The sequence below is a fragment of the Romboutsia weinsteinii genome (assembly GCF_002250835.2).
In the GTDB taxonomy this organism is placed as follows: Bacteria; Bacillota; Clostridia; order Peptostreptococcales; family Peptostreptococcaceae; genus Romboutsia_A; species Romboutsia_A weinsteinii.
In genome coordinates this window covers 43,339-62,177 of record NZ_NOJY02000004.1, presented here as the reverse complement: position 1 = coordinate 62,177, position 18,839 = coordinate 43,339, and the positions used below count along the sequence as shown (strand labels likewise).

Here is an 18,839-nt window from a genome sequence, read left to right as displayed (position 1 = left end):
AATAATTTTGGATTATGAATTATTTCTATACAAGAAATAATTCATAATCCTTTAGTTTGTATTTCCGATTAATTTCAATATATATATCTTATACGTTTAATACTACTTCTTCTTGTTGAAAGTATTTTTTGTTCATTTCTTTAGCTTTTACTATCATTTCTGGAGTAGCTTCTTTCATAGGTTTTCTACAGTATCCAGCTTCTACACCTTGATCTTCAAGAATAGCTTTTATTGTTTGATATAATCCATTTCCTAATATATCAGTTATTAAGTCGTTAGTTACGTGTTGTATTTCTAAAGCTTCTGATACCTTACCTTCTTGAGCTAATTCAAATATTTGTCTAGCTCTTACACCATTTACATTGAAAGTTGAACCTATAGCTCCATCTACTCCAAGTACAGCTGCTGGTAACATCATTTCATCAAATCCAGCATATATTAACTTGTCAGGGAATCTCTTTCTCATTCTTTCTAATAAGTAGAAGTCTGCTGCTGTAAACTTAACACCTATTATTTTTTCATTTTCAAATAATTCTCCGAATTGATCTAAACTCATGTTTACACCAGTTAAGAATGGTATAGAATATATTATCATTTTATTATTTACAGAATTTATTATTGTTTCATAGTAATGCTTTATTTCAGCAAAATCAAATTTATAGTAGAATGGTGTAACTGCACTTAATGCATCATAACCTAAATCTGTTGCAAATTTAGCAAGTTCAACAGCTTCTTTTAAGTTAACAGAACCAACTTGAGCTATAAGCTTAACTTCATCTTTAGCTTCATCTTTAGCTATTTCAAATATTCTCTTCTTTTCATCAGTTGATAGCATGAAGTTTTCCCCTGTACTTCCACCTACATAAAGTCCATCAACCTTGTTTACTTCTATATTGTGTCTTACTATTTGTCTAAGACCTTTCTCGTTTATGTTTCCATCCTTATCAAATGATACTAATAATGCTGAATAAATTCCTTTCATCCTTGTTCCCTCCAAAATTAAATAATAAATTTTTATTTTATATTTTCTATATTATATTGCATTTGCAAACTTTGCCGTAATAAGCTGAGGTCTTGTAATTGCTGACCCTACAACTGCTGAATGTACACCAGTGTCAAACGATTTCCTCAAATCTTCAGGTGTATTAATTTTACCTTCTGCTATAACTGGTATGCCTAGTTCTTTTACTAATCTTTTCATTAACTCTAAATCTGGACCTTCTAAGCACTCTGTGTATGGAGTATATCCTGCTAATGTTGTTGATACACAATCTGCACCATACTCTTTAGCTAATATTGCTTCTTCATAGTTTGATATATCTGCCATCACTAACACATTTTTTGATTTTATATATGATATAATATCTTTTAAGCTTTCTCCATTAGGTCTTTTTCTATTGGTTGCATCTAATGCAATCATTTCACATCCCGAAGTTATAAGCTCATCTACTTCTTTTTTAGTAGGAGTTATATAGATTTCTGAATCCTCATAATTTCTTTTTATAATTCCTATTACTGGAAGAGAAGTAACTTTTTTAATTTCTATTATATCTTCAACACCCTGAGCTCGAATTCCAACTGCACCACCTTCTTTAGCTGCATTTGCCATTCTTCCCATTATAAAGGGGCTGTGTAGTGGCTCATCTTCTAGAGCTTGACAGGATACTATCAACTTATCTTTAATAATATCTAACAATTCTTATCTCCCCCTACTTTTGAAATTTATTTTCTCTTTCTATATTTAAATAATACCACGTAAACATTTTCCTTGCAATATATTTTCATTATTTTTTTATTTTTTTGTTTTTTATTCCTTTTTTAAGAATATTATTGTTAAATTATGCTATTTTGAAATTAATTTTCCATAAATGTATTTTTAGTTTTTGTAATCACAGTTCATTATTGAAATAATATTTTATTTTTATCTATTCATACAAGTAGAAATAGCCTTATAGAGTTATTAATAAACTCCATAAGGCTATTTCTATTTGTATCTTTAGATTTACTATTATATATTAGCTACGCTTATAATTCATATTATTAAATTATACCGAGTGATATTATAGATATTATAGTTCCAGAAATTAAATTGCCACAAAGTATACCCGCTAAAGAATCTTTTATTCTCATTCTTAGTATAGATGCAATAGCTGCTGCTGTCCATGCTCCTGTTGTTGGTAGAGGAACTGCTACAAATAAAATTATTCCTAATATATTTACACTTCTAAGTTTTTTCATGCTCTTATTTATTTTGTTATCAATTTTATGCACTAATTTATAAAATACTTTAAACTTCTTGAGTAATTGCATAACTTGTCTAAAAAATATTATTAGTGGTATTGATATTAAAGTCGATCCTAACACACAAGCCATATAAACATATATAGGGTTTAAATCCTGAGCTATTCCAATTGGTATAGCACCTCTTAATTCGATTATTGGCATCATTGATATTAACAATAAATGTATATATTCCAAAACTACCTCCCATTTTCCTACATAATACCTCATCCTATGATTATATTAGTTATAGAGATTAATTTCTAGTGTTCTTTAGGATAAATTTTAATTTATCTATAGATATAATAAATTAATTAAATTCAAATCAAATAATATATGCCATAGCTAATACTATGGCAAGAATGCTTCTACATTATTCTATTATTAAGTCTCTACTATTATTCAAAGTAACAATTTTTAATCCAAACTAAAGTTTCCTAAGAAATCTTTCATTTTATTCAGATCAAACTTTTCAAATATTTTTTGTAGACTGATATCATCATTGTAAAACTTATCTTTAATTTTATCTATAGAGTCAGAGGATGAATCAGTATTTTCTAGCTCTTTTTCTATTTGAGCTAAATAGTCGCCTTGCTCATCATATCTATCTTGAAGTTCTTTATAGTCCTTTGACAATTTATAGTAATCACTTTTTAAGTTTACATAGGTCTTAGTTAAAATTACACCTTCATATACATAAAGATTTGCTATAATAAGTAGTAATACTATCACTACTAGTTTAAATGAATTTCTCACTACCTAGACCTCCTCTAATTTTTCCTTACTATTAAGTATAGTCTAAGTTTTTGTATTTTAATCTACTTATTTCCTATTCTAACTTTACATAAATTTTTCATTAATACACAATAGTCAAGTAGTTTTATTTATCTATCCAATGTAGTTATTCGGGTGTATTATATAGGTTTATAAAAATAGAGATATTGGTAATTTTAATATTATAATAACCAATATCCCTATTTATTTTATACTAGTCTTCTTTTATTAGACCTTTTCTATAAGCTAATAATAATAGTTTTAAATCATCTATTTGGTGTTTAATCTCAATGCCTATATCAGTATCCATTACACGCCTTCTATTTACTTTATGCTCAACAACAGTAGTAGTTGATAATATATCACTTTCTTCAACTATAGCTGCTTCAGCTGATGTGAATGGCTGATGAGATACTAATTGTAAACTTTGAGAGTTATAAATAAGTGTATATCCGGCTAATCCAGTCTTATTTTGATATGCCTTTGAGAACCCACCATCTATAACTAATAACTTTCCTCCAGATTTTATTGGACTTTCACCTTTCTTTTCTTCAACTGGCATATGACCATTTATAATATGAGATTCATCTGGGTCTAATCCAAATTCCTTTATTATCATGTCACACATATCTTCATTATCTCTTAGCTTAAAGTATGGATTTTTATTTTCCTTATGTGTACTCTTATCGGCAACAAAATATCTTTCAAAAGTCGTCATATCATCTTTTCCGAAAAGCGGAGAAACAGATCCCGTCCATAAATACCACATCATATCCATGCCATAAGTTTTTTCAGGTGTATTCTTTTTATAGAAGTATCCTTCCCTCGCAATAGCTTCCATCTTTTCTAATAATCTTCTTCCTTTGTACTCAATACCTTTAATTTTCATACTCTTAAAGCTTCCATCTTCATTAAGCGGTATGCATGCATGAAATAATATATTTGAGTTGCACGCTAAATACATACTTCCCTTTGAGAATAAAAAAGTTATATGCTTTTGTAATTTTTCACTATTTCTAAAAGATGAGGCTATTTTATCTATTACAATATTTTCTTCATCTGTAAGCTTACATGGATCTTTAGGGTCTATAGTTGGGAAGTTTGTATCTTTTAACTTATATGTTTTACCCTTTAATGTAATTGCTCCATCTTCATAATTTATTTTCGTAGGCATAATTCTATGATCCATACAAAATTCCGGTCTTCTATTTATTATTTTTCCTTCTAATTTAAATTGAATTATACTAATAGCCTTATGCATTTTTGCTATTAATGATTTTTCGGTTGTACTCACATCCTCTCCACTCTCTTTAGGCATAAAAGCTTCGCAAGGATCATCTTTATATACATTCAGTGCAAATGTCGCAAGTGGAAGTAAATTTATTCCATAAATATCTTCTACTATATCTAAATTAGAATACCTAGCTGATATTCTAAGAGCATTTGCTATACAAGTCTTCTCTCCAGCTGCAGCACCCATCCATAATATATCATGGTTCCCCCATTGGATATCGACCGAATGATAGTCCATAAGTTTATCAACTATTATATCTGGTCTAGGCCCTCTATCATATATATCTCCTAGAATATGTAATTTATCTACTACTAATCTTTGTATAGCTTTTGATATAGTAATTATAAAATCCTTTGCTCTATCTATATCTATAAGAGTTGATATTATACTCTCATAATATTCTTGCTTATGAGTTCCATTAATATCCTCGTGTAATAACTCTTCTATAACATATCTAAAATCCTCTGGTAGTAATTTTCTTACCTTAGACCTAGTGTACTTAGATGATGCATGTCCACAAAGTTGTATAAGTCTATATAAATTTATCCTATACCAATCATCCATGCTTTCTTCTTCTTTAATTACAATTTCTAGTTTTTGTTCTGGGTAGTATACCAATGTTGCCAAACTTCTTTTCTCAGATTCCCTTAGTGAGTTTCCAAAAATCTCTTCTATCTTTCTTTTTATAACTCCTGATCCATTTTTTAATACATGTACAAATGGTTCATGTTCTCCATGAATATCAGTTAAAAAATGTTCTGTTCCTTTTGGTAAGTGAAGAATTGCCTCTAGATTAACTATTTCCGTACAAGTTTTTGATATATTAGGATATTGTTTTGATAATAGCTTTAAATATTTCAATTTGCTCTCTATTTCTTCATCAGTAATATTTGATAGATTTTTCATTCTAATTCCTCCTTGCGATTTACTAGTTTTACTATCCACATTTATATAATAATATTATACTACAAGTTATACGCTTTATAAATAACAGCTATTTTAAAAACAAATATCAAAATAAGTAAAATAGCCTCAATAGATTGACTTAAATAGGCTATCTATTGAGGCTATTTTAATAAATCCATTATTTTTTTAATTTCGCTAAAGCTTCAGCAAAAGGATTATTAAAACTTTCTTGATTATTATTTTGTTTCTTTAAATATTTATTTACATCGTTCTTAGATGCTTTTTTCTTTTCTTCTTGTTTTCTTTTATTAAATGATGACAATTTTTCTCTATGACCACAAGCACATACAAAAGTTCTTGACTCACCTTCACCTCGAAGTTCAAGTTTTTTGTGACAATTTGGACATCTTGAATTTGTAGTTTGAGATACAGTCTTTCTAGTATTACATTCTCGATCTTCACATACTAGCATTTTACCTCTTTTACCATTTACTTCAAGCATAAACTTTCCGCATTCAGGGCATTTATTTTTAGTTAGGTTATCATGTTTAAACTTACTGTCACTATTTTTAACTTCTTTAACTATATTTTTAGAATACTCTTTCATATCATTTATAAATACATTTTTGTTTAGTTTACCACTTGATATATCTTGAAGCTTTTTCTCCCATGATGATGTAAGTTCCGGAGTCTTTAAATCCTTTGGAACTAGTTCTAATAATTGTCTTCCTTTTGAAGTTATGTGAATATCTTTACCCTTTTTCTCAACTAAAAAAGAATTAAATATTTTTTCAATTATATCTGCTCTTGTTGCAACAGTTCCAAGGTTATTTTTTTCCATAGCTGTCAGAAGTGTTCCTTCATTTAAATATGCTGGTGGATTCGTTTTTCCAGTATTAATATATACTTTGCTTATTTTTAATATATCACCTGTATTTATAGTTGGTATAGTTTCATAAGTCTCATTATCATCTAAGTCTTTATACGTTTCCTTCCATCCTAGGCTGACTATTTTATTCCCCTTTGCTACAAATATCTCCTCTTTTACCTCGGCCTTGATAGTTGTTTGAATATATTCAAAAGGAGGGCAAAGTACACTTAAAAATCTTTTAACTACAAGATCATAAATTTTTCTTTCTTTCTCACTTAAATCACCTAGAAATACTTTTTCTTCAGTTGGAATAATAGCATGATGGTCACTTACTTTTGAATTATCTACAAATGATTTATTACTCTTTATAGTATTTTTAAGTAGTTTATTGCAAACTTTAGAGTAATCACTAACATTAACAGCTTTTATTCTGTCTTTTAAAGTTTCTACTATATCACTTGTTAAATATCTTGAATCCGTTCTTGGATAAGTTAGCACTTTATGATGTTCGTATAATTTTTGCATTATTGATAAAGTTTCTTTTGCAGAATATCCAAATATTTTATTAGCATCTCTTTGAAGCTCAGTTAAGTCATAAAGAGCTGGTGAGTATTTCTTTTTATCACTTTTTGTTACTTCAATTATTTTAGCTTCTTTATCCTCAATATTTTTTCTTATAACTTCAGCTCTTTCTTTATTGAAAGTCGATGTACTATTATTTTTCTTATCATTCCAAATTAACTTTATATTACTATTGCCTTTTACAGCATTTATCTCTATACCGTAATATTCCTTTGGAGTAAAGTTTCGAATCTCTTCTTCTCTATTTAGTATCATTCCTATAGTGGGAGTTTGAACTCTACCACATGAAAGTTGGGCATTATGTTTAGTTGTAAGCGCACGAGTTGCATTAATTCCAACTATCCAGTCAGCTTCTGACCTTGCTATAGCAGAGTAATATAGATTTTCATACTCTTTAGCTTCCTTTAAGTTATTGAATCCATCTCTTATTGCTTTGTCTGTACTTGACGAAATCCAAAGACGCTTTAAAGGCTTTTTGTCTACATGAGCTTTTTCTATTATCCATCTTGCAACAAGCTCACCTTCACGACCCGCATCAGTTGCTATTATAATTTCAGATACATCATCTCTATTCATTTGAGCTTTAACTGTGTTAAACTGCTTGCTACTTTTTTTTATTACTACAGTCTTTAAATGTTTTGGAAGTATTGGCAAGTCCTCCATATTCCAAGACTTATATTTCTCTCCATATCCCTCTGGATCTGCTAATGTCACCAAATGACCTAATGCCCAAGTTACTATATATTTTGATCCTTCAATATATCCATTCTTTTCGCTTTTACATCCTAAAACTCTAGCAATATCCCTTCCAACTGATGGTTTTTCTGCTAGAACTAATATTTTTTTCATATAAATCCCATTCCTTCTATTTCTATTTTATTTAAATTTAATATCTTAAAATCAACTTGATATTTTATAACCTAACTCATTGTATCATATTTTTCTTTTTATAATTAAGGCTATAGTTAATCTTTAACTATAGCCTTAATTATTTTATCTTTTATTTTAATATTCGAAGTCTGCATATACAGAGAATTGGTCTCTACTCATAAGCCCACCATAAGATATAACAAGACTAGCTATTTGAGCAGCAAAAATTGAGTTTATGATAATCTTATAGCCATCAATTTCAAATAATTTATCATCTTCTTTTATATCATCTATTATTAAATCTACTTTTGCATCATCATGCATTGTAACACATCTAGTAATAATTCTAATATATTCATAGTTACTTTCTTTAAGTAACTTATCTATTTCTACTTTCGCTGAATTTGCTAATGTTATGTCCATATTAATCAACTCTCCTTAAAACTTTATATTAGTTAATCTTTACCCATATTTGTATATTATACTCAATTATTACTTCTTATTATATAAATACCTATATCACATTTTATCATAAATATAAAATAACCAATAGTAATAATTATAAGTATTGAGTAAAAATCTCTTCTAGTTACAATTCCGATAAACTTCAAAGTAAATTTCCTGCAATATAAAATACAAATAAGAGGTATACTCAATTAGAGTACACCTCTTTTACAATCTAGTCTATAATTTATTACAAGCTTAGTTCTTAGCATACTTTTGTAGGTATAAAATACATTTCATCGTCCTCAGTAGCATTTACTATACCTTCAACTTTATACACCTCTTTTAAAAGATTTATATTAATAATTTGTTCTGGTATTCCTTCTTTTATTAATTTTCCATTTTTCATTATTACAATATTATGGCTATATTTTATAGCTTGATTAATATCATGAAGTACCATAACAACAGTAATATTATTCTCTTTATTAAGCTTACTTACTAATTCTAGTATTTCTATTTGATGAAAAATATCTAGATAAGTTGTTGGTTCATCTAAGAATAATACCTCTGGTTTTTGAGCTAATGCCATAGAGATAAATACTCTTTGACGCTCTCCTCCTGATAATTCCATGACTTTTTTGTTTCTATATTTATGCAAGTTTGTAGACTCTATTGCCCATTCTACTATTTCTTTATCATCTGTATTAGTTTTTTGGAAGTATTTTCTGTGAGGAATCCTTCCATAAGCAATTAATTCTTCTACACTTATATCCTCAGGTACTGCATTTTGTTGATGTACTGTTGCTATTTTTTTTGCTATATCTTTATATTTTAAGTTCTTATAACTGTCTCTATATAAATATAGCTCACCACTTTTAGGTTTATTTATACCACATAATATATTTAAAAGTGTCGACTTACCACTTCCGTTAGGCCCAATTATTGTAGTTATTTCACCTGGTTTTATTTCTAAATTAAGATTTTTTATAAATTCTTTATGAGAGCAGTAAGAAAACTCTATATTTTTTGCAGATATCATTATACATCACTCCTTCTAAGTAGATATAAAAATACTGGTCCACCTATTACGGCCATTACCATACCAACTGGAACTTCCACTGGCTTAAAAGCAGATCTAGCCAATGTATCTGCTACTAAAAGAAGTATTCCACCTACAGTTATACTAAATGGTATTAAATATTTATGTCCTGATCCAATAATAATTCTACATATATGAGGAACCACAAGTCCTACAAATGCTATTATCCCTCCTACTGCTGTTGCAGTAGATGCTAAAAATACAGCAACTAAACAAATTAGAATCATCTGTAAATCATAGTTAAAACCTAAGCTTTTTGCATTTTTTTCTCCTAGTACTAGGACATCACAAGATCTGTATAATAGGAATGCTCCTATATAACCTATTAATGAATATATAGATAATAGTCTAACATCCATCCATGTTATATTGGCCAAGCTGCCACTTAACCAAAGTTGAATTGCACTTGAATTATTTGATCCTATCATATTTGACATACTAGTCATAGCAGCTAACATAGCATTTACTGCAATACCAGATAGCACTATTCTTATTGGAGATAGCCCCTTTTTATAAGCTATAGAATATACTATTGTACAAGCTACTAATCCACCTACAAATCCAAATAAAGGTCTCATTGTATTTAATTGAGGAGCAAATAATAAAATTATTACAGACGCCAAACTAGCACCTGCTGAGATCCCTGTGACAGATGGATCTGCAAGAGGATTTCTTATTATCGCCTGTAGTAATACTCCTGCTACAGATAAATTAGCTCCTATTAAAATTGCTGCAATTACTCTAGGCATTCTTAAATCTCTAATTATATTTATTTTTGCTTCATCAACGTTTGTTAATATCCCTACTACTAATTCCTTGACTCCTATATTTATACTTCCGATTTTCATAGCTAGTATAAATAATCCTAATAGTATCAATGTAGATATTATTATTAAACTTAATTTAGTATTTTTTGTATATTTTAATTCTCTTAGTTTCTTCTTTTCTGCAATCATAATTTCCCTCTTTTATTCATAAATCATTTTATGCATTTTATCTAAAGCTTCTATTACTTTTAAATTAGCACTCATTCCAAAGTAATTGTTTTCTAGGTAATGTATTTTATTATTTTTAACTGCACTTAGGTTTTTCCACGCTGTGTCACTATTAAAAGCTTCTTCTACCATTTGTTTAGAATTTTCTGGGTCAGCATGGGTCATAACTACTATTACATCTGGATCTAAGTTAATCAGTTCCTCTTTATTTATTGGTAAAAATGATGATGTGTTACTTTCTAGTGCATTTTCTCCACCTGCTAATTGTACTAAATTTCCTATGTAAGATTTGCTAGTACCTAACATCATAGTACCTGGAGCACCAAATACAGTAAGTACATTCGGTTTTTCTTTTCCTTCAGACTTTGATGCTAATTCTTTTTCTTTTGTAGCTAGTTCTTCTAATATGGATTTTGCTGATTCTTCTTTATTAAAAGTTTTTCCAAGTGATTCTATACTTTCCTTTAATCCTTCTAAACTTGTTAAATCAATAAATTCACTTGGTATATTATTTTCTGTAAACATATCCATAAAATCTTGCCCTAGAGTATCTACAGATACAACAATTTTAGGATTAAGTGATTTAATTATTTCTAAATCGGGGTTCATTGGATTTCCTACTTTTATAGCATCTTTACAACTTTCTGGTAGTTCATATGAAGTATTTGGAACGCCATCTACCTTAACCCCTAATTTATCTAATATCTCAACTACAGCTACTGAGGTAGCTATTACAGTTTCTCCTTCATTTTTATCATTATTTTTCGCACCTTCTGCTGATGAGCATCCCGCTACTGAAGCCATCATAGTCAACATAAGTGCACTTAACATAATCTTTTTTAATTTCATTTTTGTCTCCCTATACTTCTTCTTTTAGAATTGCTTTTACTATAACTCTTTCCTTACCTGTTTTAGTACAAGTTACTATTGTCATCTCTTTTATTTCATTATCTTGGTTTAGCACGCTCATATTAGTAGCTTCTGTCTCAAATATCTCATTTACTTCATAAGTGAACTTTCCATTGGTACTTGTTACAACAATTTCATCACCTTTATTTAATTTGTCTATGTTATTAAATACTTGATTATATATAGTACTTCTATGTCCTGCTATAGAAAAATTACCATTTTCTCCTGGCATAGGTGTATTTTCAAAGTGACCAACATAATATCTTATTTGCTCTTTATTTATTCCACTCACTATTACAGAGCTTAAATTAATAGATTCTATATCTATTAGTGCTATCTCATCTCCTAATTTGACGTCCTCAGTAACTGAATCACTAACTTCACTAATTTTTTCTGTGAATTTATTTTTGGCCTGGCTTTCTTTATACTTTGTATATATATTTAAAGAAGCTGAGCCTAATATTAATATTAGGCCCATAGTAACTAGAATTTTAGATACCTTTTTCATCTATTTCTTTTTCCTTTTCATAACTACTATTGCTCCAACTATCATTACTACACCTACAGCAATAACTACGGGTGAACCGCCAGACTTTTCTTCAGTAGTTTCATCCTCTTTTGTAGTTGTTTCTTTTGCTTCTTCAACTTTTTCTTCTAGTTCTTCGATTTTTTCTATTAAGTTTAATGTATCTACTTTAGGTATAATTTCAAATTCAACATCTCTTCCCATAGCATCTACATATATTTTAGCTACTATCTTATCATTTACATCATTTATATCAAACTTTAATTTTATTGCGTTAGCTTCTTCATTAGCTTCAACTACTTCAACTTCTACTTCTTTATCATTTACAGCTATTCTATAATTTTCCATATAATCAGTTCCTAAGAACTCTATAGTGTAGCTTTTCTTTTCTTTTGTATACTCTAAATTCATAACTTCATTAGTATAACTTCTTGCCATTGTCATACCAATTTCTGCGCCATCATAGTTTACATCATTGTTTAGTTGATATATACCGCTTTCTATTGTTTTAATTTCATCTGCATAAGTAAATCCACTTGATAAAATCATCACACTCACAATCGCAAGTGAGAATAGTTTTGCTATATTTGTATATAATTTTTTCATATTTTACCTACCTTCTTTTCTTTCTACACAGTACTAAATATATTGTCACAGTTCCTAATACAGACGTTGTACCATTTCCGAACATAATAATGAACCATTCTCATCTAGTACTAATTGTATTTTTGTTAAATTTAACTTTAAGACTTACATATTTGGCCATTACAATTCCCTTAAGTGTTACTAAATTTTTAATAATTCTTGACTTTTTTTTACAAAATAACTATATTTATTATATGATATTGATTTTCATTAACAACTTAATTATACATTTTTATTACCAATATTTTTTAAGTATATTTTTATTTTTACAATATATTTATAAAAGATTTTAGGAGAGAGTACATGGATTTTATTTTTTCGATTTTGAAAGATTTTTACAGTTGCTGTAATGTACCTGTGAAAGCAATTGATTATGATTTAGTAGATATACACAAGATAGGATATGATGATTATTTTGACCATATATATCCATCTGATGATATAGGGAAGCAAATTACTTCATTTGAAGGAAGCTTCTTAAATTTAAATCTAGAACTACAAAATGATATTTACTATAGAATTGTAAGTATTTCTAAATTTAATAGAGGTAGAGGATTTTTTATTATAGGACCTTTTAGGACTAATATAATTAGTAATAAATTTAATACAAAGGTTTTATATAAACCATCCATATGCGCTAATTATTTATCGAATTTAATTTTAGATATATCAGATGATAAGTTTAATCAGGGGTTAAACAGGCCTTCATCTAACCCTTATGTAAGAAAGGCTATAGAATATATACATTCTAATTATTACGATGAAATAACTATTGAATCTTTATGTAATCATATGGATATTAATAAATGTTATTTTTGTAGCTTATTTAAAAAATATACAGGAACTACATTCTCTAATTTTTTAAATAATTTTAGAGTTGAAAAAAGCAAAATGCTTTTATCAGATACAAACTTAAGTTTACTTGATGTTGCAGTATCAGTAGGATTTAATAACCAAAACTATTACAGTACTGTATTTAAAAAATTTGCAAACCAAAGCCCGTCTCAATATAGGTCTTTAACATATTTAAATAAATAAATTAATTTATACTATTATAAAAAAATAGTGCTAAATCTTAAATATTAGCACTATTTTTTCAGTTTATATTTACTTATAATATACTATGCTATAGTCTTAACTAGCTCTTCTTCATCTAATATGCTTGTTATTCTGACTCCAAAATTTTGTTCAACTATAACAACTTGTCCGTATGCTATCTTCTTGCCATTTACAAGAATTTCAACTTCTTGGTCAGCTAAAGTATCAAGTTCTATTATTGATCCTTTACCTAGTTCTATTATATCTTTTAAATTCATCTTAGTTTTACCTAGTAATGCTGTTATCTCTAATGGTATATCTAATATTCTAGATATTTTTTCAGTCATTTCGTCTTTCTCCTTTTATTGAATCATTTATTATTGCACCTTTCTTATTTCCAACTAGTCCTGGTCTACCTCTAAATGTTTTTGAACTTCCTACATTTATATCTATATCATTACTAATTTTTTGATTTAATAAAATTATATCTCCTTCTTCCGTATTTAATAAATCATTTACACTTAATTTTGCTTGACCCAGTATAGCAATAACATCAAGTTTTACTTCCTGTATATTATTAAACATTGCTCCTTCCATATCATCCGAGCTGTCATTATTTTTTGATGCAGAAATTTTCTTTGCTAATAACTCCTCTAAAATAGGCTCCATACTTCCATATGGTATACATAAATTAATTCTACCTACTATAGTAGTACCTAAGGTTACCGTCATATCACATATAAATATTGATTCTTTAATATTTATCCCTTGAAACTGTGCTTTATTGTTGTATATGTTAACTACCTTTGCAGTTTCTAAATTCTCAGGAGTATACATTCTTTTTAGTAATCCGTCTATTAGATACTTTAGTAAAGCTCTATCTATATCAGTCAAATCTCTATTTAAATCATCAACCTTTCCATCTCCGCCTGAAACTAAATCAATAAGTATTAGGGAAACATGTTTATCTAAACTAAATATCATATTTTGTATCATTGGATACATTTCATACTCTGCTAAAATAGATTTACTTTCTATACTATCTAAAAAATCTCCATAACTAATTTGCTGTGCTCTATTTATGTTTAGTTTAACATTTTGATGTTTTAACTCGTAGTTGAGCTGGATATTAGATGTTTTACAAAATTCTTCACATAGTAACGTTAGAACACTTATATTTTCTGCTGAAAATTTTTGATTTTTTTTAAAATCATATATTTTAACTACTCCCATTATTACTTTCCTCTCTATATTATCTTGACTGTAGATTATTTACCATAGACCACATATCATCTGCTGCTTGTATTCCTTTACTATTAAACTGGAAAGCTCTTTGTATAATTATCATATCTGTCATTTCTTTTTGCATGTTCACATTAGACATTTCAATATATCCTTGCAAAATATTAGTATTATTACTTTTCCTTATGTTAGTAATATCTTTGGGTGAATATAAGCTTCCTCCTATAGATATAAAATCATTTTCTCCTGTGGAAGTGTAAAGATTAATATTCCCTACTTTAATATTATTAGAAAATACTTCACCTTGATTATTTATACTCAAGCTTTCCTTTGTAAGATTAGAATTATCATAGCTATATCCATTTTCAAAATTTACTTCTAGAATATTACCACTATCATCAACTAACTTACCTAAAGAGTCTATATTAAATTCTCCATTTCTTGTATAAGCATAGCTTCCATCATTTCTTATAATCCTAAAGAAACCTTCTCCATCTATCGCTAAGTTACTTTTTATATCTGTGTTTCTTAGTGATCCTTGTTCAAAATTTCTAAACTCATTACTTGCTCTAACACCAGTACCTGTCAGTGACTTTAGTGAGTTTGTAGGATAGGAATCTTTGTATAAGGTCTCTGTTATTAATTCTTGAAAATCCATTTCAAGCCTTTTATATCCCGTACTATTTGCATTTACTATATTATTTGAGATTATATCCATCTTACTTTGGCTGGCTGACATACCCGATTTACTGTTATGTAGTATGTTGTACATATTATCCCCCTGTCTACACTCTTCCTATTTCATTTGCAATCTTGTTTAAAGTAGAATCCATAGTTTGTACTATTTTCTGATTAGCTTCAAATGCTCTCATATTTGACATCAACTCTGATGTATCATTTATTATATTTACATTTGATCCTTCCTTATATCCTTGCTTTATATTATAATTGTTTGTATTATTTACTCCTTGACCAGAGTAAAGATTTTCCCCAACCTTTTGCAAGTTTGTATAATCATTAAAATCCGCTATATTAAATTTATATCTAGAAGTTCCATCTAAATTCAAGATATTATTACTGTCTAGGGAAATATTAGAATTACCAATATATATTGCTTCATTCACTCCTGTAGTCGTATTTTTACCCATCACTTCATGCCCAGAACTAGTGACCAAATATCCTTGACTATTTACTTTAAATGATCCGTCTCTTGTATAATACATATTTCCATCACTTCCTCTTACAGTAAAAAATCCTTTTCCATCTATTGCGAAATCTGACTTATTATTTGTTTCTGTAAATGATCCTTGAGAGAAATTTGTTATTGTTTCGTCTATACTAACTCCTAGATTAAGTGTTCCTATAGTCTGAGAAGTTGATTTTCCTCCAATATATTTATCATTATTAGTTATTGTCATATCATCAAAACTTTTAGATATCAATTTTTCTGACTTATATCCATTTGTGTTAACATTCGCTATATTATTTGTTATTATACTTTGCTTTGATTGCAAATTTATCATAGCAGATACTGATGAATACATACCTCTTAACATCTATTTCCCTCCAAAATTTAAGCTATATAATCAAGCTTATTTATTGTATTTCTAAGATTAATGATTGCTCTACTATGTATTTGAGATACACGAGATTCAGAAATTCCAAGCGTCAACCCTATCTCCTTCAAGCTCATTTCTTCATAGTAATATAGCGATAGAATTAATCGATCTCTTTCTTTTAATTTATCTATAGCCTTAGATAGTATTTCTAATTTTTCTTCATTTTCTATTATGTTACTTGGAGATAGACTATCACTCGCTTTAATAGTATCCATTAATCTAATATCACTATCCTCTTCAAAAATAACTGTATCTAGAGAGGTTGTACTTAGTAAATATATTTTACCTTCTATATGATTAACTTCTTTTAGAGACAGATTTAATTCTTTCGCAACCTCTTCTTCTGACGGCTCTCTAAAAAGAATATTTTGTAATTTTTCAACTGCTCTATTATATTCATTCATTTTAGCAATATCACCTCTGGATATTGGCGAAGCTCTTCTTATTTCATCAATTATGTAGGATTTTATTCTCAATGAAGCATATGTAGAAAATTTAGCACCTCTATTAGCATCAAATTTGTTACTTGCATCGATTAATCCCATGACTCCATAGCTTACCAAGTCTTCATAGTCCATACCGATTTTTCCTGTATAATATTTAGATGCTATATGCTTAACCAAAGGTATATTTTGTAATATAAGCTCTTCTTTATTTACTAGGCACAATTAAATCATTCCTCCTTATTATATGTTGACCACACCTTGTGTTCTAATTTGAACATCATTAGGTATTTCATTTAGTGATAATATGGTTATATTCGGGAATACCATTTCTACCAATCTTCTAAACGGTGCTCTTATCTTTGGTGATACAACTATTATTGGTCTGTTATTATTAAATTCTATCTCTTCACTTATACTTTGTATCTTTGTGAATATTCTATTTGTACTTTCTGGATCTACAGCTGGGTAGGTTCCATTTATAGATCTTTGTAAATTATTAGAAATCAAACTCTCTACTTCATTGGAAAGAGTGGCAACAGTAAGGTACTTATTCGAATCTACTAGGTCATTACATATACTCCTACTTAATGCTATTCTCACATATTCTGTTAAAAGTTCAATATCTTTAGTATTTCTTGCATTATCAGCTAAGGTTTCTAGTATTGTTACCCTATCCTTTATTGATACTTTTTCTTTTAAAAGATTTTGTAATACTTTTTGAACTTCTCCTAAAGTCATTAAATCAGGTATTAGTTCATCTACAATAACACTATAATTCTCCTTAGTTGCATCAATAATTATTTTCACTTCTTCTCTACCCATTAATTCGTAAGATCTAGACTTTATAACTTCTAATAAATGTGTAACTAGTATGGTAGATGGGTCTACTATTGTATATCCTTTTAATTCCGCTTCTTCTACTTGGTCATTTTTTATCCATACTGCTTCTAGACCAAAACTAGGCTCTATTGCTTTTATTCCTTCCATATCAAGACCTAGTCCCATAGGATCCATACATAGAAGCATAGTTGGCATCATATCATATATAGCAACAGCATTTCCTCTGATTTTTATAGCGTATTGATTTGGATTTAGTTGAAGGTTATCCCTTATTCTTATTGGCTGTACAACTATTCCCATGTCTATTGCGCACTGTCTTCTTACAGAAACAATTCGTTGTAATAAATCGCCTCCACTACTCTCATCAGCTAAAGGAATCAGTCCATACCCAATTTCTATTTCAAGAGGCTCTACATTAATCAATGTAGACACATCTTCTAGAGTATTTGTGCTCTGTACTTGATCTTCTTCATTTCCTTCATCTATTTCTATATTCTCTTTGTTCTCATCTTTGGCTAAAAAGTAACCTATTAATATACATGCCAATGCCAATGTGAAAAATGATAGCTTTGGTAGTCCAGGCATAAGGCCTAATATAAATAACACCGCACCAGTCATCATAATGGCATTTGGCGCAGATGTTAACTGTTTACCTAGTAAATTTCCAAAATTATCGTCACTATCAGCTCTAGTAACTAGTATTCCTGCAGAGGTTGATATTAAAAGAGCTGGAATCTGACTTACTAAACCATCCCCAATAGTAAGCCTTATATACGTTTGGCTAGCATCTGAAAAACTCATATCAAGCATAATCACGCCAATAATTATTCCGCCTATCATATTTATAGTAGTTACAATTATACCTGCAATTGCATCTCCTTTTACAAACTTTGAAGCTCCATCCATCGATCCATAGAAGTCTGCTTCTTGTTGTAATTCTCTTCTTCTTTTTCTTGCTGTCTTTTCATCAATCATCCCCGCATTTAAATCTGCATCTACACTCATTTGTTTTCCTGGCATAGCATCTAAAGTGAATCTTGCTGAAACTTCCGATACTCTACTTGAACCATTAGTTATTACTACAAACTGTATAATTACTATTATTAAGAAAATGATTATACCTACAACATAGTTTCCTCTTACAACAAAACTACCAAAAGACTCAATTATACTACCTGCATAACCTTCACCTAGAATAAGTCTAGTTGAGGATATATTAAGACCTAATCTAAATAAAGTTGTAACTAACAATATTGTCGGAAATATCGATAGCTGTAGTATATTTGTTGAAAACAGTGTTAAAAGTAATATTAATACAGAAAAACTTATATTAAGTGCCAATAACATATCTAACATAAAAGGTGGTAGCGGTATTATAATCATTAAAACGATTCCTATTACCCCAAATCCTACTAGTATATCAAATCTTTTTTTTATATTTAACTTATCCATTAAA

The 18,839-nt window shown here is 28.8% G+C and carries 19 protein-coding genes; 1 reads left to right on the top strand and 18 read right to left on the bottom strand.

Annotated elements, in window-relative coordinates; genetic code table 11:
* Positions 1-88 precede the first annotated feature (88 nt).
* The 12 genes from CHL78_RS03265 to CHL78_RS03210 all read right to left on the bottom strand — a co-directional run bounded on the left by CHL78_RS03265 (position 89) and on the right by CHL78_RS03210 (position 12,159).
* A complete protein-coding gene (locus CHL78_RS03265) occupies positions 89-982 on the bottom strand; it encodes an N-acetylneuraminate lyase (protein WP_199533977.1) in 894 nt (297 codons plus the stop codon).
* Positions 983-1,033: 51 nt separating this feature from the next.
* On the bottom strand, positions 1,034-1,696 hold the full coding sequence (locus tag CHL78_RS03260) for an N-acetylmannosamine-6-phosphate 2-epimerase (RefSeq protein ID WP_094368706.1): 663 nt from the start codon (positions 1,694-1,696) through the stop codon (positions 1,034-1,036).
* A 344-nt stretch (positions 1,697-2,040) separates the two neighbouring features.
* Positions 2,041-2,478 carry a COG2426 family protein gene (locus CHL78_RS03255; RefSeq protein WP_094368705.1) on the bottom strand — a complete coding sequence of 146 codons (438 nt, stop codon included), beginning with the start codon at positions 2,476-2,478 and terminating at the stop codon, positions 2,041-2,043.
* Positions 2,479-2,697: 219 nt separating this feature from the next.
* Entirely contained in the window at positions 2,698-3,036 is a 339-nt protein-coding gene (locus CHL78_RS03250) for a hypothetical protein (RefSeq protein WP_094368704.1), read from the bottom strand.
* 232 nt (positions 3,037-3,268) lie between these two features.
* Entirely contained in the window at positions 3,269-5,254 is a 1,986-nt protein-coding gene (locus CHL78_RS03245; RefSeq protein WP_094368703.1) for a fructose-1,6-bisphosphatase, read from the bottom strand.
* Positions 5,255-5,432: 178 nt separating this feature from the next.
* Complete coding sequence (locus CHL78_RS03240; protein ID WP_094368702.1) at positions 5,433-7,556, bottom strand: DNA topoisomerase III; 2,124 nt, start codon at positions 7,554-7,556, stop codon at positions 5,433-5,435.
* A 156-nt stretch (positions 7,557-7,712) separates the two neighbouring features.
* The gene (locus tag CHL78_RS03235) at positions 7,713-8,000 is read right to left on the bottom strand and encodes a hypothetical protein (RefSeq protein WP_243446357.1); all 288 of its coding nucleotides are present in this window, start codon (positions 7,998-8,000) and stop codon (positions 7,713-7,715) included.
* A gap of 286 nt (positions 8,001-8,286) precedes the next feature.
* Positions 8,287-9,063, bottom strand: a complete 777-nt coding sequence (locus CHL78_RS03230; RefSeq protein ID WP_094368700.1) for an ABC transporter ATP-binding protein — start codon at positions 9,061-9,063, stop codon at positions 8,287-8,289.
* Positions 9,063-10,079 carry a FecCD family ABC transporter permease gene (locus CHL78_RS03225; RefSeq protein WP_094368699.1) on the bottom strand — a complete coding sequence of 339 codons (1,017 nt, stop codon included), beginning with the start codon at positions 10,077-10,079 and terminating at the stop codon, positions 9,063-9,065. The genes CHL78_RS03230 and CHL78_RS03225 overlap by 1 nt, the downstream gene beginning before the upstream one ends.
* Before the next feature lie 12 nt (positions 10,080-10,091).
* Positions 10,092-10,967 carry a heme ABC transporter substrate-binding protein IsdE gene (gene isdE, locus CHL78_RS03220; RefSeq protein WP_094368698.1) on the bottom strand — a complete coding sequence of 292 codons (876 nt, stop codon included), beginning with the start codon at positions 10,965-10,967 and terminating at the stop codon, positions 10,092-10,094.
* A gap of 10 nt (positions 10,968-10,977) precedes the next feature.
* The gene (locus CHL78_RS03215; protein WP_094368697.1) at positions 10,978-11,535 is read right to left on the bottom strand and encodes a class D sortase; all 558 of its coding nucleotides are present in this window, start codon (positions 11,533-11,535) and stop codon (positions 10,978-10,980) included.
* Entirely contained in the window at positions 11,536-12,159 is a 624-nt protein-coding gene (locus CHL78_RS03210) for an NEAT domain-containing protein (RefSeq protein WP_094368696.1), read from the bottom strand.
* Positions 12,160-12,501: 342 nt separating this feature from the next.
* Between CHL78_RS03210 and CHL78_RS03205 the strand changes: the two genes are divergently transcribed.
* Entirely contained in the window at positions 12,502-13,236 is a 735-nt protein-coding gene (locus CHL78_RS03205) for a helix-turn-helix transcriptional regulator (protein WP_094368695.1), read from the top strand.
* Positions 13,237-13,319: 83 nt separating this feature from the next.
* Here CHL78_RS03205 and fliN read toward each other — a convergent pair whose 3' ends face one another.
* Genes fliN through flhA form a run of 6 tightly spaced genes read right to left on the bottom strand, consistent with a single transcriptional unit; the run spans position 13,320 to position 18,835 of the window.
* Entirely contained in the window at positions 13,320-13,583 is a 264-nt protein-coding gene (gene fliN / locus CHL78_RS03200; RefSeq protein ID WP_094368694.1) for a flagellar motor switch protein FliN, read from the bottom strand.
* On the bottom strand, positions 13,576-14,469 hold the full coding sequence (locus CHL78_RS03195) for a flagellar motor switch protein FliM (RefSeq protein ID WP_094368693.1): 894 nt from the start codon (positions 14,467-14,469) through the stop codon (positions 13,576-13,578). The genes fliN and CHL78_RS03195 overlap by 8 nt, the downstream gene beginning before the upstream one ends.
* A 19-nt stretch (positions 14,470-14,488) precedes the next feature.
* Positions 14,489-15,250 (bottom strand): flagellar hook-basal body complex protein, encoded by a 762-nt coding sequence (locus CHL78_RS03190; RefSeq protein WP_094368692.1) that lies wholly within the window; start codon positions 15,248-15,250, stop codon positions 14,489-14,491.
* 13 nt (positions 15,251-15,263) lie between these two features.
* Positions 15,264-16,034 carry a flagellar hook-basal body complex protein gene (locus CHL78_RS03185; RefSeq protein ID WP_094368691.1) on the bottom strand — a complete coding sequence of 257 codons (771 nt, stop codon included), beginning with the start codon at positions 16,032-16,034 and terminating at the stop codon, positions 15,264-15,266.
* A 17-nt stretch (positions 16,035-16,051) separates the two neighbouring features.
* Entirely contained in the window at positions 16,052-16,765 is a 714-nt protein-coding gene (locus tag CHL78_RS03180; protein WP_094368690.1) for a sigma-70 family RNA polymerase sigma factor, read from the bottom strand.
* A gap of 18 nt (positions 16,766-16,783) precedes the next feature.
* Positions 16,784-18,835 carry a flagellar biosynthesis protein FlhA gene (flhA, locus tag CHL78_RS03175; protein WP_094368689.1) on the bottom strand — a complete coding sequence of 684 codons (2,052 nt, stop codon included), beginning with the start codon at positions 18,833-18,835 and terminating at the stop codon, positions 16,784-16,786.
* Positions 18,836-18,839 lie beyond the last annotated feature (4 nt).

Bases quoted from the DNA above. Each gene is read 5' to 3' on its own strand.
- CHL78_RS03195 (WP_094368693.1), bottom strand. From the start codon at position 14,469: ATGGGAGTAGTTAAAATATATGATTTTAAAAAAAATCAAAAATTTTCA.
- fliN (WP_094368694.1), bottom strand. From the start codon at position 13,583: ATGACTGAAAAAATATCTAGAATATTAGATATACCATTAGAGATAACA.
- CHL78_RS03240 (WP_094368702.1), bottom strand. From the start codon at position 7,556: ATGAAAAAAATATTAGTTCTAGCAGAAAAACCATCAGTTGGAAGGGAT.
- CHL78_RS03205 (WP_094368695.1), top strand. From the start codon at position 12,502: ATGGATTTTATTTTTTCGATTTTGAAAGATTTTTACAGTTGCTGTAAT.
- CHL78_RS03230 (WP_094368700.1), bottom strand. From the start codon at position 9,063: ATGATATCTGCAAAAAATATAGAGTTTTCTTACTGCTCTCATAAAGAA.
- CHL78_RS03210 (WP_094368696.1), bottom strand. From the start codon at position 12,159: ATGAAAAAATTATATACAAATATAGCAAAACTATTCTCACTTGCGATT.
- CHL78_RS03265 (WP_199533977.1), bottom strand. From the start codon at position 982: ATGAAAGGAATTTATTCAGCATTATTAGTATCATTTGATAAGGATGGA.
- CHL78_RS03235 (WP_243446357.1), bottom strand. From the start codon at position 8,000: ATGGACATAACATTAGCAAATTCAGCGAAAGTAGAAATAGATAAGTTA.
- CHL78_RS03225 (WP_094368699.1), bottom strand. From the start codon at position 10,079: ATGATTGCAGAAAAGAAGAAACTAAGAGAATTAAAATATACAAAAAAT.
- flhA (WP_094368689.1), bottom strand. From the start codon at position 18,835: ATGGATAAGTTAAATATAAAAAAAAGATTTGATATACTAGTAGGATTT.
- isdE (WP_094368698.1), bottom strand. From the start codon at position 10,967: ATGAAATTAAAAAAGATTATGTTAAGTGCACTTATGTTGACTATGATG.
- CHL78_RS03215 (WP_094368697.1), bottom strand. From the start codon at position 11,535: ATGAAAAAGGTATCTAAAATTCTAGTTACTATGGGCCTAATATTAATA.
- CHL78_RS03190 (WP_094368692.1), bottom strand. From the start codon at position 15,250: ATGTACAACATACTACATAACAGTAAATCGGGTATGTCAGCCAGCCAA.
- CHL78_RS03185 (WP_094368691.1), bottom strand. From the start codon at position 16,034: ATGTTAAGAGGTATGTATTCATCAGTATCTGCTATGATAAATTTGCAA.
- CHL78_RS03245 (WP_094368703.1), bottom strand. From the start codon at position 5,254: ATGAAAAATCTATCAAATATTACTGATGAAGAAATAGAGAGCAAATTG.